The organism is Frankia sp. ACN1ag, from assembly GCF_001414035.1.
Taxonomy (GTDB): Bacteria; Actinomycetota; Actinomycetes; order Frankiales; family Frankiaceae; genus Frankia; species Frankia torreyi.
The window spans coordinates 215,257-235,959 of the sequence record NZ_LJPA01000005.1 but is presented as its reverse complement, the minus strand read 5'-3'; the positions used below and the strand labels follow the sequence as shown (position 1 = coordinate 235,959).

General features: G+C 72.7%; 20 protein-coding genes, 1 other RNA gene and 2 pseudogenes. 15 read left to right on the top strand and 8 right to left on the bottom strand.

The annotated features are described in order from the left end of the window. Window positions 1-124 precede the first annotated feature (124 nt). Genes scpB through UK82_RS06370 form a run of 4 tightly spaced genes read right to left on the bottom strand, consistent with a single transcriptional unit; the run spans window position 125 to window position 3,376 of the window. Window positions 125-730, bottom strand: coding sequence for an SMC-Scp complex subunit ScpB (scpB, locus tag UK82_RS06385; protein ID WP_044883638.1), 606 nt, complete (start codon window positions 728-730; stop codon window positions 125-127). Continuing rightward, window positions 727-1,617: a ScpA family protein gene (locus UK82_RS06380; protein ID WP_044883637.1), complete on the bottom strand. Its 891-nt coding sequence runs from the start codon at window positions 1,615-1,617 to the stop codon at window positions 727-729. Before UK82_RS06380 ends, scpB begins: the two co-directional genes overlap by 4 nt. Window positions 1,618-1,657: 40 nt before the next feature. After that, the gene (locus tag UK82_RS06375) at window positions 1,658-2,347 is read right to left on the bottom strand and encodes a Zn-dependent membrane protease (protein WP_044883636.1); all 690 of its coding nucleotides are present in this window, start codon (window positions 2,345-2,347) and stop codon (window positions 1,658-1,660) included. A gap of 39 nt (window positions 2,348-2,386) precedes the next feature. After that, window positions 2,387-3,376: a ParA family protein gene (locus tag UK82_RS06370; RefSeq protein ID WP_055406615.1), complete on the bottom strand. Its 990-nt coding sequence runs from the start codon at window positions 3,374-3,376 to the stop codon at window positions 2,387-2,389. Window positions 3,377-3,685: 309 nt separating this feature from the next. On the opposite strand from UK82_RS06370, the pseudogene UK82_RS06365 reads away from it, so the two are divergent. The 3 genes and pseudogenes from UK82_RS06365 to UK82_RS06360 all read left to right on the top strand — a co-directional run. Beyond that, window positions 3,686-4,730: pseudogene (locus UK82_RS06365) on the top strand (S-(hydroxymethyl)mycothiol dehydrogenase); the annotation flags it as partial. 1 nt (window position 4,731) lies between these two features. After that, window positions 4,732-4,774: pseudogene (locus UK82_RS41350) on the top strand (hypothetical protein); the annotation flags it as partial. A gap of 264 nt (window positions 4,775-5,038) precedes the next feature. Continuing rightward, window positions 5,039-5,689 (top strand): MBL fold metallo-hydrolase, encoded by a 651-nt coding sequence (locus tag UK82_RS06360; protein ID WP_044883633.1) that lies wholly within the window; start codon window positions 5,039-5,041, stop codon window positions 5,687-5,689. A gap of 7 nt (window positions 5,690-5,696) precedes the next feature. Here the strand turns inward: UK82_RS06360 and UK82_RS06355 are convergent, their stop codons facing one another. The 3 genes from UK82_RS06355 to UK82_RS06345 form a co-directional block, all read right to left on the bottom strand. Continuing rightward, window positions 5,697-6,002, bottom strand: coding sequence for a GlsB/YeaQ/YmgE family stress response membrane protein (locus UK82_RS06355; protein ID WP_044883632.1), 306 nt, complete (start codon window positions 6,000-6,002; stop codon window positions 5,697-5,699). A 127-nt stretch (window positions 6,003-6,129) separates the two neighbouring features. Further along, window positions 6,130-9,474 (bottom strand): serine/threonine-protein kinase, encoded by a 3,345-nt coding sequence (locus UK82_RS06350; protein ID WP_161849096.1) that lies wholly within the window; start codon window positions 9,472-9,474, stop codon window positions 6,130-6,132. Window positions 9,475-11,541: 2,067 nt separating this feature from the next. Beyond that, a complete protein-coding gene (locus UK82_RS06345) occupies window positions 11,542-12,069 on the bottom strand; it encodes a lipopolysaccharide assembly protein LapA domain-containing protein (protein ID WP_044883692.1) in 528 nt (175 codons plus the stop codon). 111 nt (window positions 12,070-12,180) lie between these two features. On the opposite strand from UK82_RS06345, the gene rnpB reads away from it, so the two are divergent. Continuing rightward, window positions 12,181-12,595, top strand: an RNA gene (rnpB, locus tag UK82_RS06605) — RNase P RNA component class A. A gap of 70 nt (window positions 12,596-12,665) precedes the next feature. Here the strand turns inward: rnpB and UK82_RS42390 are convergent. Further along, a partial coding sequence (locus tag UK82_RS42390) for a tyrosine-type recombinase/integrase (RefSeq protein WP_396230471.1) occupies window positions 12,666-13,783 on the bottom strand: 1,118 nt, incomplete at its 3' end. 633 nt (window positions 13,784-14,416) lie between these two features. On the opposite strand from UK82_RS42390, the gene UK82_RS06335 reads away from it, so the two are divergent. From UK82_RS06335 to UK82_RS06285, 11 genes are all read left to right on the top strand, one after another. Then, the gene (locus UK82_RS06335; protein WP_055406611.1) at window positions 14,417-14,665 is read left to right on the top strand and encodes a hypothetical protein; all 249 of its coding nucleotides are present in this window, start codon (window positions 14,417-14,419) and stop codon (window positions 14,663-14,665) included. Further along, window positions 14,665-14,907 (top strand): helix-turn-helix domain-containing protein, encoded by a 243-nt coding sequence (locus UK82_RS06330; protein ID WP_055406610.1) that lies wholly within the window; start codon window positions 14,665-14,667, stop codon window positions 14,905-14,907. The genes UK82_RS06335 and UK82_RS06330 overlap by 1 nt, the downstream gene beginning before the upstream one ends. Beyond that, window positions 14,904-15,311: a hypothetical protein gene (locus tag UK82_RS06325; RefSeq protein WP_055406609.1), complete on the top strand. Its 408-nt coding sequence runs from the start codon at window positions 14,904-14,906 to the stop codon at window positions 15,309-15,311. The genes UK82_RS06330 and UK82_RS06325 overlap by 4 nt, the downstream gene beginning before the upstream one ends. Continuing rightward, window positions 15,289-16,065, top strand: coding sequence for a MarR family transcriptional regulator (locus UK82_RS32445; RefSeq protein WP_152989815.1), 777 nt, complete (start codon window positions 15,289-15,291; stop codon window positions 16,063-16,065). The genes UK82_RS06325 and UK82_RS32445 overlap by 23 nt, the downstream gene beginning before the upstream one ends. A 226-nt stretch (window positions 16,066-16,291) precedes the next feature. Continuing rightward, on the top strand, window positions 16,292-16,687 hold the full coding sequence (locus UK82_RS06315; protein ID WP_152989814.1) for a hypothetical protein: 396 nt from the start codon (window positions 16,292-16,294) through the stop codon (window positions 16,685-16,687). 72 nt (window positions 16,688-16,759) lie between these two features. Next, window positions 16,760-17,053, top strand: coding sequence for a hypothetical protein (locus tag UK82_RS06310; protein WP_152989813.1), 294 nt, complete (start codon window positions 16,760-16,762; stop codon window positions 17,051-17,053). Window positions 17,054-17,106: 53 nt separating this feature from the next. Beyond that, on the top strand, window positions 17,107-17,481 hold the full coding sequence (locus UK82_RS06305) for a DUF4326 domain-containing protein (protein WP_201784158.1): 375 nt from the start codon (window positions 17,107-17,109) through the stop codon (window positions 17,479-17,481). Then, window positions 17,478-17,795, top strand: a complete 318-nt coding sequence (locus tag UK82_RS06300) for a hypothetical protein (RefSeq protein WP_055406605.1) — start codon at window positions 17,478-17,480, stop codon at window positions 17,793-17,795. The genes UK82_RS06305 and UK82_RS06300 overlap by 4 nt, the downstream gene beginning before the upstream one ends. A 115-nt stretch (window positions 17,796-17,910) precedes the next feature. Next, window positions 17,911-18,132: a hypothetical protein gene (locus UK82_RS06295; RefSeq protein ID WP_152989812.1), complete on the top strand. Its 222-nt coding sequence runs from the start codon at window positions 17,911-17,913 to the stop codon at window positions 18,130-18,132. A gap of 656 nt (window positions 18,133-18,788) precedes the next feature. After that, window positions 18,789-19,037, top strand: a complete 249-nt coding sequence (locus tag UK82_RS06290) for a hypothetical protein (RefSeq protein WP_152989811.1) — start codon at window positions 18,789-18,791, stop codon at window positions 19,035-19,037. Window positions 19,038-19,202: 165 nt separating this feature from the next. Continuing rightward, window positions 19,203-20,672: a phage major capsid protein gene (locus UK82_RS06285; RefSeq protein WP_055406602.1), complete on the top strand. Its 1,470-nt coding sequence runs from the start codon at window positions 19,203-19,205 to the stop codon at window positions 20,670-20,672. The last annotated feature ends 31 nt before the right edge of the window (window positions 20,673-20,703 follow it).

Genomic DNA, 20,703 nt, shown 5'->3' with positions numbered 1-20,703 from the left:
CGGGAGGGGCGGGCTTCCCCTCGGGCGAGGCGGGGCTCCCGGGTGGGGCGGCCGTCCGCGGGTGGGCGGCCGTCCCGGCGGGCGCGGGCGTCGCGCGGCGCGCGGGGGCGGTCAGCAGCAGCGTTCATGGGGCAACGATGTCATCCAGATCGTCGAGTCCGGGCAGCAGGGGGGCCAGAGGCGGCAGCTCGTCGAGCCCGCGCAGGCCCATCCGTTCCAGGAAGTAGTCGGTCGTTCCATACAGGATGGCACCGGTTTCGGGATCGTGCCCGATCTCCTCGACGAGCCGCCGTGCGGTCAGGGTGCGGATGACGCCGTCGGCAGAGACGCCGCGCACCGCGGCGATCCGTCCGCGGCTGACGGGCTGCTGGTAGGCGACGACGGCGAGGGTCTCCAGCGCCGCCTGGGACAGCCGGGCGGACTGGCCGGCGAGCACGAAGCCCTCCACCCAGGGGGCACACTCGTCGGCGGTGTAGAACCGCCAGCCGGCGCCGACGTGACGCAGCCGGAAACCGCGGCCGTCGCGGACGTATCCCTCGGCGAGCTCGGGAAGCAGCCGTTCGATCTCACGGGCCGGGGCGCCGAGCCCGGTGGCGAGCTCCGCGACGCCGACCGGCCGCTCCGCAACCATGAGCACCGCCTCCAGCAGCGCCGCCAGCGGCGGCCGGTCCGCACCGGGCGACGCGACCGCCGCCTCACCGCCTACGCCGGCGTCCGGCTGTTCGCTCACGATGCCGCCTCCCGCGGTTCGTCGGCCGGATCCTCGTCGTACAGCCCCCGGCCGATGGACAGCAGGTCGCCGTCCGCGGCCGGGTCGACGGCGATCCAGCGCACCGTCAGCTCCCCGAGGGGAATCTCCTGGTCGAAGGAGATCCGGCCCTCGCGGAACAGCTCCAGCAGGGCCAGGAAGCGGGCGACCACCTCGATCGTCTGCTGGCAGCCCGCGCACAGCGTGCGGAAGTCCGCGGCGCCGAGCTCCCGCAGCAGCAAGATGATCGCGAGCATGTGCTCCCGGACGCTGATCCGGGGCAGGTGCACGTGGTCGGTGGCGACCAGCGGCGGCAGCGGCGGCTCACGCAGCTTCGCGGCCAGCGCCGCGAGCTCCGTAGGGCCGATGCCGATCTGCACCTCGGGCAGGGCGGCGGCGTAGCGGGGCTCCAGCGGCACGGCGCGGGGCACATGGCGGGCCTCCAGCGCCATCAGCCCGGCGAACAGCGCCGACGCCTCCTTGTACGCCCGGTACTGCAGCAGTCGGGCGAACAGCAGGTCGCGGGCCTCAAGCAGGGCGAGGTCCTCGGACTCGTCGTCGGACAGCGCGCCGGGCAGCAGCCGGGCGGCCTTGAGGTCGAGCAGGGTCGCGGCGATCACCAGGAACTCGGTCGCCTGGCCGAGGTCGAACCGGTCCCCCAGCCGACGGATGTGCGCGACGAACTCGTCGGTGACCTGGGACAGCGCGACCTCGGTCACGTCGAGGCGGTGCTTGGCGATGAGCGAGAGCAGCAGGTCGAACGGACCGGTGAAGTTGGCCAGCTCGACGACGAAGGGCTCGGTCCGCCCCCCTCGGGCGGTCGGTGTCGCCGGCTCGGCCCCGGCGGCATCGGCTCTGGCCCGGGTCATGACGCCACGCTACGCCCCAGGCCAGCGGTCATGATCGTGCTCAAGCCAGGTGGAGACCGATCAGGGCGGCGAGCCCGCGCAGCAGCGGGCCGATGAGCTGGCCGACGACCGACGGGAACCCGACGAACAGCACCGGCAGCAACAGCAGCGCCAGCAGGATGACCAGGCCGATGTTGCCGTCGGTGAGCCGGTGGTAGGTGCTGCGCCAGCCCGACGACGTCCCGCCGAGCAGGAACACCAGCCGCCCGGCGTCCGTCGGCGGGACCGGGATGAGGCTGACGATGAACATCGAACCGAAGGTGATCGCCAGCCACAGGGTGAACTCGGCGGCGAAGCTGTCCGGCACGGTCACCTCGGTCACCCGGTCACCGAGGAAGATCCTGGCCGGGTCGCCGACCACCTGGAACAGCGCGAGCGAGCCGAGAGCCAGCAGCAGGTAGGCCAGCGGGCCCGCGAGCACCGCGGCCGCGACGTGGAAGCGCCGCCGCCGCCACACGTCGTTCATCGGCACCGACTCGGCCCAGCCGTGGCCGACGATGAACACGGCGAGCCCGCTGAAGGGGCTGAGCCGGTCCTTGACGCCGGTGGTGAGCCGACCGCTGCGCAGCGGGGTGGGGTCCCGGACCACCCGCGCGGTGAGGACCTGGGCGGCGTCGTGCGCGAACACCCCGATCAGGAACGCGACGACGATCCCGAGCAGCGCCGCCGGCTCGGCGAGATGGAAAAGCACGTTGCTACCTTTTCGCCCCGATCATGCAAAAGCCCGGATTCAGCCGACGAGCGGGGGCGTGTTGTGCCGGACCATCAGCTCGCGGGCCAGCCGCCGGTAGCCGGCGGCGCCGACCGAGGTGGGCGCGTACGTCGTGATCGGCTCACCGGCCACGGTCGTCTCCGGGAAACGGACCGTGCGGTTGATCACCGTGTGGAACACCTCGTCGGGGAAGCGCTCCACGACCCGGGCCAGCACCTCGCGGGCATGCAGCGTGCGGGCGTCGTACATGGTGGCGAGGATGCCGGCGAGCTCGAGGCGCGAGTTGAGCCGCTCGCGCACCTTGTCGATCGTCTGCAGCAGCAGCGCGACGCCGCGCAACGCGAAGTACTCGCATTCCAGCGGGACGATGACGGCGTCCGCCGCGGTCAGCGCGTTCACGGTCAGCAGACCGAGCGAGGGCTGGCAGTCGACGAGGATGACGTCGTAGTCGTCGAGGATGGGGGCAAGCGCGCGGGCGAGGCTGTGCTCGCGGCCGACCTCGGTGACCAGCAGCACCTCGGCGGCGGACAGGTCGATGTTGCTCGGCAGCAGGTCCAGATTGTCGACCTGGGTCTCGACGATGACGTCGCGGACGTGGGCGTCCCCGCCGAGCAGCAGGTCATGCACGGTCAGGTCGAACTGCATCGGGTTGATGCCGAGGCCGACCGACAGCGCGCCCTGCGGGTCGAAGTCGACCAGCAGCACGCGGCGGCCGTACTCGGCGAGGGCGGCGCCGAGGTTGATCGTGCTGGTGGTCTTGCCGACGCCGCCCTTCTGGTTGCACATGGCCACGATCCAGGCGGGACCGTGGGAGGTCAGCGAGGCGGGGACGGGGAACGACGGCAGCGGCCGGCCGGTGGGGCCGGGCTGGCCCACCCCTTCGTCGACGCTCTCGCCGCCGGCTTCGAGCCGCCCATCCTCGGACAACCGAGGGTCACCGACGGTCACCTCACCGTAGGTGCGGCGTTTCGGGGAATCGACGGAGGGAGCGTCGGCAAATCGGACCACGGAGGGGTTGCTCCTTCTACAAAGAGCAGAAACGGACCGGTAGGAGCGTACCGACACTCACCCGTTCCCGGCGGCGCTGGGTGGCCGTAAAGCGGCGTGTCGNGCCATCGGGGGCGGTGTGCGTTGGACGGGTCACGCCCACAGGGGTACGAAATCATGCACCAGGGGTCACCGATGCGGTTCGGTCAGGCTTGCACCGCAACGGATACGGTCCGCGAGCGTGCTCGGCGGGGTGGCCGGTGATACGGGCCGAGCCGTGCGGCGGGCCGGGCGACGACGAGGCGTTTTCCGAGTGAAGGGAGCTCTCCTATGGGCGCACAGACGGTGGAAGCGGTGGTGGCCCGACACAAGGGCGCGCCGGTCGGTCTGGAGCGGATCATCGTCCCGGACCCGGGGCCGGGCGAGGCCCGCGTGCGCGTGCGCGCCTGCGGCGTGTGCCACACCGATCTGCATTACCGCGAGGGCGCGATCAACGACGACTACCCGTTCCTGCTCGGCCACGAGGCCGCCGGCACGGTCGAGTCGGTCGGCGAGGGCGTGACGGGCCTGGCCCCCGGCGACTACGTGGTGCTGGCCTGGCGGGCGCCGTGCGGGACGTGTCGGGCCTGTCGGCGCGGGATGGCCTGGTACTGCTTCGACTCCCGCAACGCCGCCCAGCCGATGACGCTCGAGGACGGCACGCCGCTGGCGCCGGCGCTGGGCATCGGGGCGTTCACGCCGCTCACCCTGGTCGCCGCCGGCCAGTGCGTGCCCGTGGACCCGGCGGCGCGACCGGAGGCGGCCGGCCTGATCGGCTGCGGGGTGATGGCCGGCTTCGGCGCGGCGGTGAACACCGGGCGGGTCACCCGCGGGGAGACGGTGGCGGTCATCGGCTGCGGGGGCGTCGGGAACGCGGCGATCGCCGGCGCCGCCATCGCCGGCGCCCGGAAGATCATCGCGGTGGATGTCGACGAGCGCAAGCTGACCTGGGCCCGCCACTTCGGGGCCACCGACACCGTGGACGCCCGCTCGGCCGACCCCGTGCAGGCGGTCCGCGACCTCACCGACGGCTTCGGCGCCGACGTCGTCATCGAGGCGGTGGGCCGCCCCGAGACGTACCGGCAGGCGTTCGACGCCCGCGACCTGGCCGGGCGGCTGGTCCTGGTGGGGGTGCCGGACCCGACGATGACCGTCGAGCTGCCACTCGCGGAGGTCTTCGGCCGCGGCGGCCACCTGTCGTCGTCCTGGTACGGGGACTGCCTGCCCAGCCGCGACTTCCCGATCCTCATCGACCTGTACCGCCGGGGCCGCCTCGACCTCGACGCCTTCGTCACCGAGACGGTCGGGATCAGCGACGTGGAGGAGGCGTTCGCCCNGATGCGCCGCGGCGACGTGCTGCGCAGCGTCGTCGTCCTCTAAGCCCGTCGAGATCCAGGGCCCGTCAAGATCCAGGGCCCGTCGAGTGTCCCCGCGGGCGGGGACGCCGNCACCCGGACGGGGTGCCGGCGAGGGCCGCGTGCGTCGGCGGTGTCGCGCGGGCGGTGGGTCGATCCGAACCCGCGAAGCGCCCGATACGGTCGACGTGTCGGGGACCGCCGCCACCGGCGGCGCCCCGGTGCACGGCGGGCGGATCCTCCGGGTCTCCGACCCGATCGGGAATTCGGGAACAGAGGAGCGGGCGCCATGACCGGCAATGCGGGGCTTCGGGTGGACCGCGTGATCACCCGCGGCGACTTCACCCTGGACGGCCAGACGTTCACCGTCGACAACAACGTCTGGCTCGTCGGCAACGACCAGGAGGTCCTGGTCATTGATGCCGCGCACGACCCGTCGGTGATCGCGGCGGCGGTCGGCACCCGCGTCGTGACCTCGATCATCGCCACCCACGGGCACAACGACCACATCAACGCGGCGGCGGAGCTCGCCGACCTGGTGCGGGCGCCGATCGCGCTGCACCCGGCCGACGTGATGCTGTGGCGGACGATCTACCCGCACCGCGCGCCCGACCGATCGCTCGCCGACGGTCAGCTCGTCGGCCTGCCCGGCGGCGGATCGCTGCGGGTGCTGCACACCCCGGGCCACTCCCCCGGCGGGATCTGCCTGTTCGGCGAGCTGACCGGCGAACCGGTGCTGTTCAGCGGGGACACGCTGTTCCGCGGCGGGCCGGGGGCCACCGGGCGGTCCTACTCGGACTTCCCGACGATCCTCGCCTCGATCCGCACGCAACTGCTCACCCTGCCGGCGAACACCGTTGTGCACACCGGGCACGGCGACGACACGACCATCGGCGAGGAGGGCGTCGACTACGACGACTGGGTCCGCCGGGGCCGCTGACGGCCGGTCACAGCCGGCCCGCCGTATGCCGCTGATGGCGGTCGCTGCCATGGGTGTGCCGCGTCGCCCACAACGGCGCGACGACGGCGACCAGCCCGACCGCGACACCGACCTGCAGGATGTGCCGAATCCAGTCGACGCCGCCGGTATGGCGCACCCCGATTGCGCTGGCGATCACGTTGCCGACCAGCGCGCCCACGATGCCGAGAGCGACCGTCAGCCAGATCGGAATGTCCTGCCTACCCCGGAGGATCAGTCGGGCCAGCAGGCCGATCACCAGGCCGGCGAGAATAATCCAGATGATTTGAAACACCGCACACCCCCAAGAGAGAGCCTGCCCTGGTTTTCTCCGTCACCGGCCGGCCACAAACCCGTCCGACACGGCCGGACAATAGAGATAAAAAGCCCAGCTCGCCGCCGAGGCCGGGTCGCAAATACGGTCAGCGCGGCAGAATCCGGGCGTCGACCGCGTGCAGATTGACGGTCTGCAGGCCCTGCTGCATCCCGGGGACCACATCGACGAGGAAGTATCCGTGCAGCCGGTAGAAGCCCTGCGCGAAGTCGAAACTGGCCCCGCCGCCGGTCAACCCGGCCAGCCGATAGGTGGTGCCGGTGCAGCCCCGGTCGGGACCGAAGCCCGGCGTCTGCCCACCGCCCGGGGCGTCGCACGACGCGACCAGGGTGAAGTTCGGCAGCGGGTCGCCTCCGAGGTCCGGGCCGGGGAAGAAGGCCCGGGCGTTGTCCTGGCCCGGCGCGAGGACCTCCAGGAAGACGACGCCGGTGTTGTGGGCGGTGACGAAGTCGCCGAACTGCCGGCCCTGCGAGAGCTGCCCGATCACCCCACGGAACGCGGGGACCGCCGACAGGGGCACCATCTGCGCCGCGCTCAGGACGGTGACGACCGGGGACTGCTCGGCCCGGGACTGAGCACCCGGGGACTGAGCACCCGGGGACGGCGGGCCGCCGGGCACGTTGGCAGGTCGGCCCACGCCCGAGCGGGGTCGCAGGCCCAGTCCGGAGCCGGGGCCGGGAACACCGGAGGGAACAACCTGGATCACGCGCGGCGCCGCGGGTTGCCGGGACGGGGAGTGGTCGGACTCGTCCGCGGCGTGGGCGGCGCCCAGTGCGGCCAGGCCGGCGACCGCCGCAGCCAGCGCGGCCAGGGCCGCCGTCCGCCTGGGGTACCGGGCTGCCTGGCCGGCCCGGCCGCGCGACTCGCCGGTCCCGCCCGGCCCCTCGACGACATCCGGCCCCCCGACGTCCGCCCGCCCCCCGACGTCCGGCTCCCCCGGGCCCATCGGGGCCGCCGAGCTCGGCCCGCTCTGATCGCCGCCCGCCGCCGGCCCGGCCTGCGGCGCGGCCCACGCCTGCTCCGCAGTCCGCCCCGCCGCGCGCGCGCCAGACCGGGCCCCATTAGCCCCATCAGCCCCGGCACCGCTCGCCGGCGACCCACCTGCCTGCGTCCCGGCTCCCGCGGTCCCCGTCGCCACGACGGTCCCGTCCGGGCCGGGCAGGGCCGCCGCGTCAACCGGACAGGGCCCTGCGGTCGAGGTGCCCTCGCCCGGGCGGCCCGTCGGGCCTGGCGCCGGCTCCGCCCCGCCGGGGTGATCCCGGCCGGCCGTGAGCTCTGGACCGGCCGAACCCTCCCAACCGGCCGGGCCTCGCCAGACGAAGGAACCGTCCGAACCGGGCGGGGCAGGCGTCTGCGCGGGGAAACCGGCCCTGTTCGTCGCCGGCAGGTGACCCACGGCCCCGGCGGCGACGCCCGCCGGCGAGGACGCCGCGCCCGCGGGCGTCGGTGGGCTGGACCTCGCTCGGCGCCCCGCGCCCAACCGCGCCGGCCGGCCCGCGCGGCCAGACCTCCCGGAACCGGGGAGCTCGCCCGCACCGCCGGGCCCGCCCGAGCCGGCCGGGCGAGCCACCGGTCCCGATCCCTCCCACGCCTCGGCGCCCATCAGGTTCTCGGCGCCGGCGGTCCGCGCGCCGGCCGGCACCGGCGCCCCCGGCGACGACTCCCCCGCTTCCGTCGTGCAGCGCGGCGGCATCGGCATCGGCATCGGCGCACGTGGGTCGGCATGGTCCGGCCCACGCCCGAGCGCGGCGGCAGCCGGCGGCGCGGCGTCGCCGGACGCCGCCGCGGTCCGGTCCGGGACGCCCGGATCCGGCACCCGCCACCAGGGGACGGCCACGGCCGCGGCAGCCGCATCGGCGGGGGCCCCGCCGGATGAGTTCGGGTCGAGTCCGGTGCCGGCCGCCGCCGGATCCAGCTCCTTACGGTCCGCCGGTGCGCCGATGGGCGCCCAGGGGGTCATCGCGTTGGCCGACCCGGGATCCCGGCCCGGGGTCGGCTCGGCGGCCGCGGCCTGACGCTGACCGCCGGGCGCCGGCCCGGAGCCGTCCGCGGCGCGGGCCGCCGCCGCACGCTCGTCGGCGCCCACCCGCCGGCCGACCCCGGCGCGCCGGCCGGCCGGCGATGCCGACGTTCCCGGGGTAACCGGCACCGGCGGCCGCGTGACCTCACCGAAGACATCGGACCGCGGGGAGCCGTCCGGCCGCAGGGAGCCGTCCGGCGGCGAGGCGGGGTCAGCTGGTGTGGGAGGGCCGTCGGGCACCGACGGGAGGGCGTCCCGGGACGGCCCGCGCGGGGCAGGCGGGACCGGCGCGGACGTTCCGGTCGGCGCGGCGAAGACACCCGGCGCCCAGCCACGCAACCGGCGCACCGCACGCGCCGTGGGGCGGCTGGGCTCGGGGGTGCGCTGGGCCGGAGCGATGAAGCTGACCGAAGGCCGCGGCGAGGGCAGCCCGGCCAGCGTCTGGCTGTCGTGGAAGTCGCCGTCGCGCAGCCGGTCACCGGCGCGCGACGAGGTGGGCGACGGGGTGAGCGTGGGCACGTGGACGAACGCCGCGGGGTCGATGGGCGGCGGGTTCCAGGCCTCGCGCAGCAGCCGGCGGGTACCCGTGGCCGGATCGTCGGTGGGCCCGATCAGTCCCCGCAGCAGATCGTCGGCGCTGGGCCGCCCGGCGGGCTCCTTCACCAGCGCCGCGGTCACCGCCGGCCGCAGCTCGGCGGGGACGTCGCCGGTGTCGGCCTCGCTGTGCACGACCCGGTAGAGCAGCGCGTCGGCGCGGCCGGTGCCGAACGGGGGCCGGCCGGTCGCCGCGTAGAGCACGGTCAGGCCCCAGGCGAAGACGTCGGCCGCGGGACCGACCTCGCCGTGCCCGGTGACCTGCTCGGGCGCCATGTAGCCGGGGCTGCCGAGCAGGACCCCGGTGCGGGTGGCGACCGTGGCGTCGACCGCCGCCGCGATGCCGAAGTCGATCACCTTGGGGCCGTCGCCGCCGAGGATGACGTTGCCGGGTTTGAGGTCACGGTGGACGATCCCGGCGCCGTGGATGGCGGTCAGCGCCTCCGCGAGGCCGGCGGCGAGCGCGACGACCTCCCGCGTGTCCATGGCGCCCCGGGTGGCGATCGTCTCGGCGAGGCTCTGCCCGGGGATGAGCTCGGTGGCCATCCACGGGTCCTCGGCGTCGGGGTCGGCGTCGACCAGCCGGGCCGTGCAGGCCCCGCCGACCGCCCTGGCCGCCTCGATCTCGCGGCGGAACCGCGAGCGGAACTCCGGCTCGGCGGCGAAATCCGACCGGATCACCTTCAGCGCGACCAACTGGCCGGTGTCGTCGTCCGCGCCGAGATACACGATGCCCATCCCGCCGGAGCCGAGCCGCGCGGTCAGCGCGAACCGGGCGACCCGCTCGGGGTCACCCGAGCGCAGCGGCCTCGGCGGCACCACGCCCTCCTTACGTCGTTCTTTCCACCATCGGCGATCGTCGGCCCACCCGCCGGACGGCTAAGGTGCCGCCCGGCGCCGGCCCGCTCCCGGCGGGGCCGAAGGTCCGGTCGCCGGCATCACCCCACCGTGCCCGCGGAACCTGTGACGCACATGTGCGCCGGTCGGGCCACGCCTCCCACGCCCTCATCAGACGACTCCGGGGGCCGGGGAAGTTCCGTCGCCGGACGCGGCGCGACCAGACGTGGCACGAATCTCCGCCGGGTGACGGGACCCTCGACGCCGCCGTTAGCGCAGCTCCGCTCCGCTGTCGGTGAAGGCNCGGGCCGGAAGTCCGACTGCTCACCACCGCCAAAGCAATGGACAAAGCGCGCCGGCAGGGGGTACCGGGCCTCGGTACCTTCGCCGGAAGCGGCGCGAGGTATGCCCCCGGAGGCGGGACGGTGCGCTGCGGTGTCACAAATCGGACTGTACCGATGGAACCGCAGCTACCCGGCCATTCGACTCCCTGGACACCCACCTATCGGTTACCCCAACCGGCCACCTCTGCCGGCGGCCCCCCCGCCCTTCGGCCGAAAACACCCCCAAACCGCGACGGAGAAGCCGGTGACGCCGCCCCGGAGGCTTCTCCGCCGCGGGATCGATCAGCTTTCGGGGATGTCCCGCCGAGCCCTCACGAGAATGACTCGATCAACGAGTTCGACCCGTTCCTCGGAGACGGCGGCCACACTCGGCGACAGGTCGCGACCGTCCTCGCCGCCGGCACCGCCGCGCACGACGATGATCCTTGCATTCCGGCCGGCGGCGGCGCCCGGGACGCCCGAACCGGTGATTCCCGCACATGCGGTCCGACCCAGTCGGCGAATGGCCCTCGTTTCTGCCATGAAACCTCCCAGATCAAAGTTGCTCGAAACATTACCCGACAACAGGAGAACGATGAACGCCCACCCGGTCGACTCCGGTGAATGTGAGGAAAACAATGATCCTCCGGCGCCGACCGCGTCCCCGCTTCCCGCCGGCAGAATTCCGCTGCCACGCTCGTGCCGGCGGTAAAACGCGAGGTCCAGGGGTGCTACGACGGGCCGGGCACCCGGCCCGCACCAGGGGTCGCAACCCGGCCGGGCAGGGCACCGACAGCACCGCGGGAGCCGTTCGGGCCCCCACCGCGGTGCGGCGCACACGCAGAGCCGTTCACAAGGGTCACCCACGAAACGGGCTTGTCCACCCCACCAGAACGCCCCAGGGCTACACCTACACCCCGCCCGCCCTAGCAGCGAACATCTTGTGCCGACGAGGCGGGTGGGCCTCCGGCATCCTGCACCGATGGCCCGTAAGGGTGATCCGTGGCCGGTCCCGCCGCCCGGCCCGGCGCCTCGCGGGCCGTTCGTCCTGCCGGGCCGGAGCCGGACGACCCGGGTCACCCCGGCCGGGGGGAGGGGCAGTGGCCGCGCTCCCCGGCGCGAACGCGCCCCGGCGCGGCCGGGCGGGGCGGGCATGGGCGACGGGACCGCGCGGAAAGTCGCCGGCCTGGATTGCCACTCGATGGTCGTGCACATGCGCGTGCCGCTGCCGAAACACGGCACGTCGATGACTCATCTGCAACAGGTGCGGCCGCGTTTCGTCGGCGGACAGGAGCGGGATCTTCATCGGGTTCTCACGCTCCGCCCGGGCCCCGGTTATGCAACCTCGCGGCCGGTTGGGCGGCGGCGAGGAGACGGCAGCCGACCGGATGCCGACCGGAAGTCGACCGGAAGGAAGCCCCGTTCTTCGGCCGCGGCGGGACGGACGGCTGAGCGAGATCGGTAACCTCGGCCGGTAAGCCGGCCATCGACCCGTCGTCCCGCACGCTGGTACTGCCGCCGACAGCGGGCTCGGAGCGAAGACGGATATACCAGCGCCGACGACGCGCGGAGTGCGCGTTTTCACCCCGTCGGAGTGCCGGAGAACTCCGCGGCGAACGCGACCCTGACGATCGGCGGCGCGCGCCGCCGATCGTCAGGAATACCCGCGCGACGCCCACCGCAGCACCGACCGCCGCGCGGGAGTTCGTTTCCCTTGTTCGGCGTCCTACCGGCCGCGAGCCGCCTTGCGTAGCTGACGCAGCTCGCGGCGCAGCCGGATCTGCGGAATCACCCCGATGAGCAGGCCGATGACGAGCCCCGCGGCGGCCGCGGCGGCAAGCGCCGCGGCAACCGACATCTGCTGGGTGGAGCCGAAGAGCCAGATGCTCACCCGCGCGTCGTTCTTGACCACAAACACGACGACGGCAATCGCGATGACCAGTACCAGCACCGTGATCGCGTAGGTGGTGTAGGCGACCCCACGCCGCCGCGGCGGCCCCTCGGCCGGCGCGCCGGGCGCCGGCGGCGTCCCCGGCGCCGCCGGACCGCCTGCTGTCCCCGCCACCCCGGGAGCCCCGGCAGCCCCGGTCGGGTAGGCGGTGCCCGCCGGGTAGGGCGCAGGCACCGTGCCCGGCGAGGTGCCGCCGACCGGCGCCGCGCCCAGCGCCGGGACCGCGGGGCCGCCGGGGGGCGGCGGCGGGCTCGTGGGGCGGGTGTGGTCGATCCTCTTGCCCGGCTCGTCGGATCCCGCCATCGTCGCCCCATCCATCATGATCGCCTGCACGGCCGTGCCCCGCGCCGTCCAGTTCCGTCCCCTGTGCCCAGGGATTCTAGGCGGGCGCGTGCCCTATGCTGAAGATGCGGACGAGGTGGCCGGGCGGCCGCGTCGGCACCGGTTCACGCCGGTGCCGCCGAGGAAAGTCCGGGCTCCACAGGGCAGGGCGGTGGGTAACACCCACCCGGGGCGACCCGCGGGACAGTGCCACAGAAAACAGACCGCCGGTGCCGGTCACGGCGCCGGTAAGGGTGAAACGGTGCGGTAAGAGCGCACCAGCGCCCAGGGTGACCTGGGCGGCTCGGTAAACCCCGCCCGGAGCAAGGTCAGAAGGCCCGCGGCCGTAACCGGTCGCGAGCCGCGCAGGCGTTCGAGGGCTGCCCGCCCGAGCCTGCGGGTAGACCGCTGGAGGCTGCCGGCAACGGCAGCCCGAGAGAGATGGCCGCCACCGGCGAGCCGCAAGGCGACCCGGCCACAGGACCCGGCTTACAGGCCACCTCGTCCGCACTACACCATCTGACCTGCGCAGACGGTGTCAGCCGAGGGCCGTGGGCCGTTCCTGGGCCGATTGCGTNCCGATCTTGCCGAGCGCGGCGCCGAGCACCGTATCGACGGCAACGCGGGTCGACTCGTCGCTGTCGGGCCACAGGTGCCCGTACGTGTCCAGAGTCTCAGTCGCGTTCTTGTGGCCGAGCCTGGCCTGAACGACCTTCACGTTGGCGCCCTGCGAGATCAACAGACTCGCGTAGTAGTGCCGGAGCTCATGGAAGTCGACCTTCCCCCGGAGCCGATCGGCCGCGGCATCGATCTTGTCCGCCGAGTCCTTCCGTCCCGCGCTCCGCTCCTTCGCCGCCCGCTCGCGCAGCGCCGCCTCTGCCCGCTTGACCGCCGGCTTCCACACGTTGTCGATGAACCGCCATCGCCGGATCAGGGTGCCGTCGTGCCCGGGGTAGAGCAGGCGGACAGCGACCCGCTTCGGTTTCGCTCCGGCCGCCCGCTCGGTGTAGACGTCGAGCTCGACGAGGTCGGGCGGGAAGAGTCGGACGTGCTCCGACAGGGCGTTGAGGACGACGTCCGGGTAGGGAATCGTCCGCTCGGATGCCTCGGTCTTCAGCGGACGGATGTACGGCTTCCCCTTGTTCGGTGTCTGGGCCTGGCGGTCGACCCGACCCTGTCGCGCCAGGAACTCGACCCGGTCCAGGGTGAGCCCGAGGATTTCCCCCTCACGCTGGCCCGTGCCGGCGCCGAGGATGAACGCGGAACGCCAGCGGGCCGGTGCCGCTTCGATGATCGCCTCCACGGCGAGCGTGGGCAGGGGGACGACCCTCGTCTTCGTGATCGGCGGAAGGTTGATCTCCACGCACGGCGTGCGGACGATGATCTCGTCCACCACGGCCGCCTTGAGGATCGTTGCCAGCAGGCCGTAGACCCGGTGCAGGGTGGTTGGTGCGAGCACCGCCGATCGCTCCGTGACCCACGCCTGAACCGCGGTCCGGCGGATACGCCCGATCGCCTTGTCCCCGAAGGGCGGGAGGACGTGGTTCCGCAGGTCCGAGTCGACGGTCGACACCGTGCTCGGCGCGTGCTGCACCTGGCCCTTCTGCCATTCCGCCACGTAGATCTTGAGTAGCTTCTTGCCCTTGTCCGGATCGACGTAGGCGCCGCGCAGCTTGTCCGCCTCGACGGTGGTCATGAACCGCTCGGCATCCACCCGGCGGGCGAACGTCGGGCCGCGCTCCCGCCCCTCGTCGTCGTCGTACACCACCTGCCAGCGATCGCCCTTGCCGTGCCGGGCCGACTTCACCCGCTCGCCGTCCGGGCCCTTGCGGGCGTTGAACCAGCGATCTTTGATGCGCGCCACGCATTCCCCCGAATCATCTGACGGTCGCCGAGTCCGGCGAGGTCATCCGTGAGGATCAGACCTTATGTCCCGCGGCCGGTAGGGACGCACCGGGACGAAGCCGGCCGGCCGGACCAGCGACGACCACGAAGAGTAGTCGCACATCGAGTCATTCTGTGAAATTCGTCACAGCATCTTCCCGCCGACCGCGAGTAGGTATCTGCCGGTACGTAAAGGTATTCACGGGTAAATGATATGCAGATGAGCTAAGATGATCTAATCCGATCTAAAATGAACTAGTCCGGTCAAGATACGATGGTGCGCCATAGGAATACCGCTACATGCCAGGACATCCCGGATGGCCCGTCACGGTCGGCTATGGAGTTGCCAACTTTTCGCTCTAATAGGTATTTCTGGTGCATGCCCAGAGGTAGCGCCCATCCTGCCTATTACGTGCTTCAGGACCGAGGCATCCCACAGAGCCGCATGGCAGCCGATCTCGGATACGGCGTCCAACACGTCTGCACCATGCTCGCCGGTCGGTCGCGGACGTCGGTGCCGTTCCGGCGGGCCGTCGCCGAGTACCTCGGCATGCCCGAAGCGGAGTTGTTCCACGACGACGTCACGCAGTGGAGAGAGAGCCTGGCCGCGGTACTCGCCGCCGCGCCGCCGGCTGCCCGCCGGCACGCGGCCCGAGTGTCCGCCCTGCTCGACGTCGAGCAGGGCGCGGCCTGATGGCTCGCCGAGGCGCCGCGTCGGCATCAGCGGGACGCAAGGCCGCGCCGAGGACGGGCCCGTTCCTGACCGTCGACGAGGTAGCCGAGCGTCTGCGGACGACGGCACAGGCGCTCTACATGATGCGGCACCGCGGCGGGGGACCGCCCGCGGTGCAGATCGGACGGAAGCTGCTGTACGCGGAGTCTGATCTTGCTGCCTACATCGAACGGATGTACGCCGAGCAGGACGGCACCGCGTGATCGCCCCGAACGACAGAGGCCGCCCTGGCGGGGGCGGCCTCCAGAGTCAGCATCCGGGCGACGGCGCGGCTCACGGCCAGGGTAACCCGCCCGAGCGGCTCGACATCGTCGGGCATCGGCCGGTCGCCCGCCTCTGGCGCTCCAAGCTCACCGAGGCTCAGGCCGCGTGCGCGCAGCGCCGCGCCCGGGTCCTCGCGCATCCCGACCTCGCCGCGCGGTTGTGCGCGCCGCCGCTGGGCTACCGGTCGCCCGAAGGGTGGAACGGCTTCGTGCCGCCCCGTCTGTGTGGCGAGCAGCTCAACGCGAGCGTGGTCCGCCGGGCGCTGGTCGACCTCGCCACCGAAGCCATGCGCCGCGCCGCGGTGCCCGAAGGAGTCGCCGATGGCGACGCGCTGGGAGGTTGAGCGCGCCGTGGTGGGCTCCGAACTCCCGCCGCCGGCTCGACACGTGATGCACGCCCTGTGCGTGGTCACTGAAGCCGGCACGCCGGTCATCCCGGCCGCCTACACCCCGTCCCTGACCGCGCTGGCCACCATGACCGGGCTCGACCGGTCGACCATCCGCCGCCAGCTCAACCGGCTGGAGCGGGACGGGTGGGTGATCCGGCGCCGGCCGGACGTCGCCGATGCCCGGTCGAAGAAGTCGCGGACGCAGTACGTGTTGACCATCCCGGTTGGTCTCTCACTGAGACCACCGGCTAGGGGCACGGTGCCCCCAACCAAGGGAGCAGCTAGGGGCACGGTGCCCCCAGAGCTAGGGGCAGAGAACACCATGACTAGGGGCACAGTGCCCCCCAATCAGAACTCTCAGAACAGGTCAGAACAGATCGATCCGGCGAGCCTCGAACAGAGGCGGGCCGCGCGGGTCGACGAGACGGTCATCAACACCATCCGGGAACGGACCGGGGTCACGGTCGGGCCGGTCTGGGCCGGCACGGTGCGCGCGTCGATCCTCGCCGGCCGGACGGTGGCGAACCCGGCCGCATACATCGCCCGCGCCATCCGCGACGAGCAGGACCCGCGCGGGCGGTTTCTGCCGCCGAGCAGCAACGGGCACGCACCCGCGAACCTGCGGGACATGTGCCGGCTGCACACGCAACAGCAGCCGTGCCCGGTGTGCGCCGATCTGGCGCGCGACGCCGGGATGGAGGCGTCATGACCGCCTCGGCCGGACCCCATCGCCACCACTGCCCACGCTGCGGCCGGCCGGCCACCCGGAAGCGACTCGTCGAGACCGCCGACGGTCTGCGGTGCGTCCGGTGCCGGGACCGCATGCCGCGGTCACGACGGCAGCCACGGACCGCAGCGTGACCGCCGGGCGCTCGGCGCGCGGACCGCCGCCGGCCGAGCAGGACCGGACATCAACCACGACGGAAGGAAAGATCATGACTCAGGTCACCTACACCGACGGCCTGGCGGACGGGTCCCTGGTCGACATGGACGGCTGGGGCGTCATCGACTTCCGCGGCCTGCCGCTCAACCGAGTCAGCGGCACCCTGTACCGCGCGCTCAAGGGCGCGTTCGGGCGGGCCGCCACCCTCGGCGCACCCGCCGAGGAGTGCCGGCGCAGCTTCCCGGACTGGACTCCGGCGGATGCCGTGGTGCCGTTCTGGGCGAACCTCGGCGAGCTGCTGGCCGCCTACCTGCGGGACGCCAGCGACGACGAGGAGGGTCCGGGCTCCCTCTTCACGACCGCGCCCGTGGCTGCGCTCGGCGGCCGGCCGCTGTGGGTCCAGCCCAACGGAACCGGCTACACCGCGTTCTTCCCCGAGGACTACTGACCTGACCGGGTGGGCGCCGTGGTGACCGCCACGGCGCCGCCTACCGGCACATCCACCAGCAAGGAGTGTGACATGAGCAGTCCACGGTTCCGCCCGTTCGACCGGGTGCGGCTCCCGATCGACGCCGGCCTGTCCTGGCCGGGCGTCGTCCGCCGCCGCACTGACGCCGAATTCTGCGGTGCGCTGGAGGTGGCCGACGCGTGCCCTGTCGGTGGCGATCGCTGCCCCGGCCCCTGGTACGACGTGATCGGGATCGACCCGTCCGGGACGTCGTACGACGCCGGCGCCTTCGCCGAGCACGAGCTGGAGGCCGACACCGATCCGGTGTCTGGTCACCCCGGCGCGGGAGCCCTGGCCACCACCTGACCGTCCGCCGGGCGCGGCCGTCACCGCGCCCGGCCTGACCATCTGGAGGCCACGTGACCTTCGACTTCACGCCCGACGAGTCCGCCATCCTCGCCCGCCTGGACCGTGGCGAGTCCGTGGTCATCCGCCTGCCGGGCTTCAAACAGCCCTACGGGCCGTTCCTGCGGCACCTGAGGGACGTCGACCGCCTTGAGCGCATCGGGCGCGGCAATCCGTGGGGGAACCCGTACGCCCTACCGAAGCGGCACACCGACGACGAACGGGCCGCCGTGATCGAGGCGTACGAGCGGTACCTACTCGACGACCGCCCCGACCTGGTGTCACGCCTGCCGGAGCTGGCCGGCAAGGCGCTCGGGTGCTGGTGCCACCCGAAGGCCTGCCACGGCGACGTGCTCGCCCGGCTGGTCGCCGAGCTGGTGACGTCGTGACCGACCTTCCGACCTGCGGCGAACCCGTCCGGCCGGTCGCCGATGTCGTGGCCGCCCGCGCGGCCGCCACGGTCGCCCGGCACGCCCGCAACGACGACGACCGGCGGGAGCTGCTCGACGCGCTCGGCCTGCCCGACGAGGACGACGACGGGGGCCTGGCCCACGTTGTGAACGAGGGGGGCGGGTCGGTCGACAACGTGGACCAGGGCGACGTCGTCGAGCAGGACCCGCGCGCGCTCGGATACCGCGCGCTGGTGGCCGCTGTGCTGGCCGCTGACGGCCTCGGAATCGAGGGGGGTGGGTCTGGTGGGTAGGCGGGTGCCGTCGTCAGAGCGGCTGGTGGTGGAGCAACTGCGGCATGGCGAGATGGACCGGTGCCCGCGGTGCCGAGGCGGGATCGGTGCGCGGCCTCGGCCGACCGTGATGGCCGTGACGCGCAGGCTGCTGGTGTGCGCCCGGTGTTTCGTGGCCGAGCGGTGGGACGCGCAGCTCATCCCCATCCGTGACTGGCCGGTGCAGCGCCGCGCGTGGCTGCGGCCCGAGGCGCCGTGGGTCAACCTCGCGGCCAGCGTCGAGGCGGTGGTGGGTCCCGGTGGGTGGCAGGGATCGGGCGTCCGGGTGGCCGGGTCGGGTGGGCCGGCCGGTGGGTGACGGATGGTGATGGTCGACCGATCGTGGCGTCGATGCATCGACGCCACTTGTCACCGATCGCAACGAGCGAAGATCAGCGCTCATCACGATCTGTGTGTGGTGGCCGGGTGGTCCCGGTGGCCGTCGCCGCCCGTCGGTACGGATGGTGACGGGATGGGCGCAGGGGTAGGGGGGAGGGCTCACCACATGGGGCCTGGACCTCCCGTGACCCACTCCATGGTTCTTCGGGGCGCGGTACCTCAGCGTAGTGTTTTCCGGCCAAATCGTTACCGAGAGTGCCGACACCCAGAGTGGCGCGCGGCCACTCTCGACGCATACCGCCTATCTCAAGATCCTTTCGGGCTGCGGCCGCCACCCTTGATCGTTTATCGTCGCTCTCCGTCATGATCGTGATTGTCACCCAAGGTAACAAAATTCGATCTTCCGAAAGGTGTCATCTCTTGATCGTTTGGGCTACACGGGCCCGGAGGGGGACGCCCGGTGGTTGTGGGGTCACGGGCGGTCCCGCCCGCCCGTGGCGACCCTGCCCCCCGGTCCCCGCACCGCCCGCGGCCGCCGCCGACCGGTCGCCGTGACCGAACGCAACCGGCCCCACCTCACCCATCGTGACGATCGTCGATCGTCGCCGAACGCACCACGAAAGGATCATCATGGCCATGCCAACACCGGAGAGCCTCCGAGACGCTGCGGGCGTCGTGGACGCGATGCTTGGAGGGTTCCTAGCCGACGACGAGGCCGGGGTGGGCGCGATCGTCGAGGGCCTGGACCACGACGCCGCGCGGGACGCGCTGTGCCTGCTGGCCGGGCGGATGGTGGCGGTCGGCACGCTGCTCTGTGGCTCGCGGGAGGCGTTCGCCGCGGTGGTGGCGCAGTGGGACCCGCCGGGCCCTGCCGACCTGCCGTAGCATCGATCACGGCACGTCAACGGGACGGGCGGGTACGCCACCGGCACCCGCCCGCCGTCGACCGGCCGCCGGTGCAACTCCGGGCAGCGACCTCCCCGAGGCGCGCCCGTCGAGACCGGCCTGGCCCGCCGATCCCCGTAGGCACGCCCTTTCCTGGAGACCACCGTGTCCGAGCACATCCCCACCCTCACCGAGCTACGCGAGTCGATCAGCGACGACGCCGAGCTCTACGACGCCGCCTGTCGCGCCCGTGACCTTCACGTCGCCGCGATGGAGCAGGTTCACCGCGACGCCAACGGCGAGGCACTGACCGCCTCGGCGCAACGCCGCTGGGACGTCCACGACGGCGCGTTGCGCGCGCTGGACGGCTTCGTCCGCGAACGGCAGCGCCAGGCCCTCGCCGAGGTCGTGGCCCGCCGCACGGGCACCCGCAGCATCGAAACCGCGTTCGGCGCCTACGGTGGCGCGACGGCCGACGTCGACCCGGTGCGCGGCGAGGCCCGCGCCGTCGTCGACCACGCCCGCCGGCTACTCGAGGACCGGACCGCGGCCCGGCACCTTCGTGACGAGCAGCGCGAGTACGTCGAGCGGTCGTTGCGCACCACGAACGGCGACACCGACGGCACCAGCATCGCCCGGCTGATCGCGGCTACCGAGCGGCCGGCGTACCGCAGCGCGTTCATGAAGTACGCCGCCGGCGGGTTCGCGTTCACCGCCGAGGAGACCGCGGCCATCGCCGAGGTCCGGTCGCTGTCCATCGGCACGCCGTCCGCCGGCGGCCTGGCCGTGCCGGCGCTGATTGACCCGACGATCGTGTGGACCGCACAGGGCAGCAGCAACCCGATTCTCGGCCGCGCCCGGGTGGAGACCATCACGGGCAACAAGTGGCTCGGGATCAGCAGCGCGGGGATGACCTGGACGTTCGCGACCGAGGGCGCCGAGGTGGCCGACAACTCCCCGTCGATCGCGCAGCCCGAGATCGACACCCACAAGGCGCAAGGGTTCATCAAGTACTCGATCGAGGTCGAGCAGGACTGGCCCGGGTTCGCCGCGGCGATGTCCGAAACGTTCACCCGCGGCTATGACGAGCTGCTCGCGCAGGTCTTCGTGACCGGCACGACCGGGTCGAACCAGCCGGACGGCATCGTCTCCCAGCTCACCGCCACGACCACGTCGCAGGTCACCCTGACGACCGCCGGCACGCTCGGCAAGGTCGACGTCTACCGCATGTGGGCCGCCCTGCCCGAGCGGGCCCGGATGGCACCGGCAGCCACCTGGATGTCGAGCACCGACGTGCAGAACAAGGTCCGCGCGCTCGGCGACAACCCCGGCGACGCCTTCACCGTGAACCTCACCGCCGACGGCATCCCCGCGCTGTTCGGCCGGCCATATCCCATTAACGACTACTTTCCGGCGTTCCCCACCGGGACCACCACGTCAGCGATCGCCGTCGTCGGGGACTTCTCCCAATACCTGATCGCGATGCGTGCGGGCATGAGCGTCGAGCAGGTCCCGCTGACGCTCGGGTCGAACCGGCGTCCGGACGGCAACCGCGGCCTGTACGGCTGGACCCGCGTCGGTGCCGGAGTCGTCGACCCCGGCGGCTTCCGGATGCTCGTCAACAAGACGAGCTAACCCGGGTGGCGTCAGGTGATGCAAATGCATC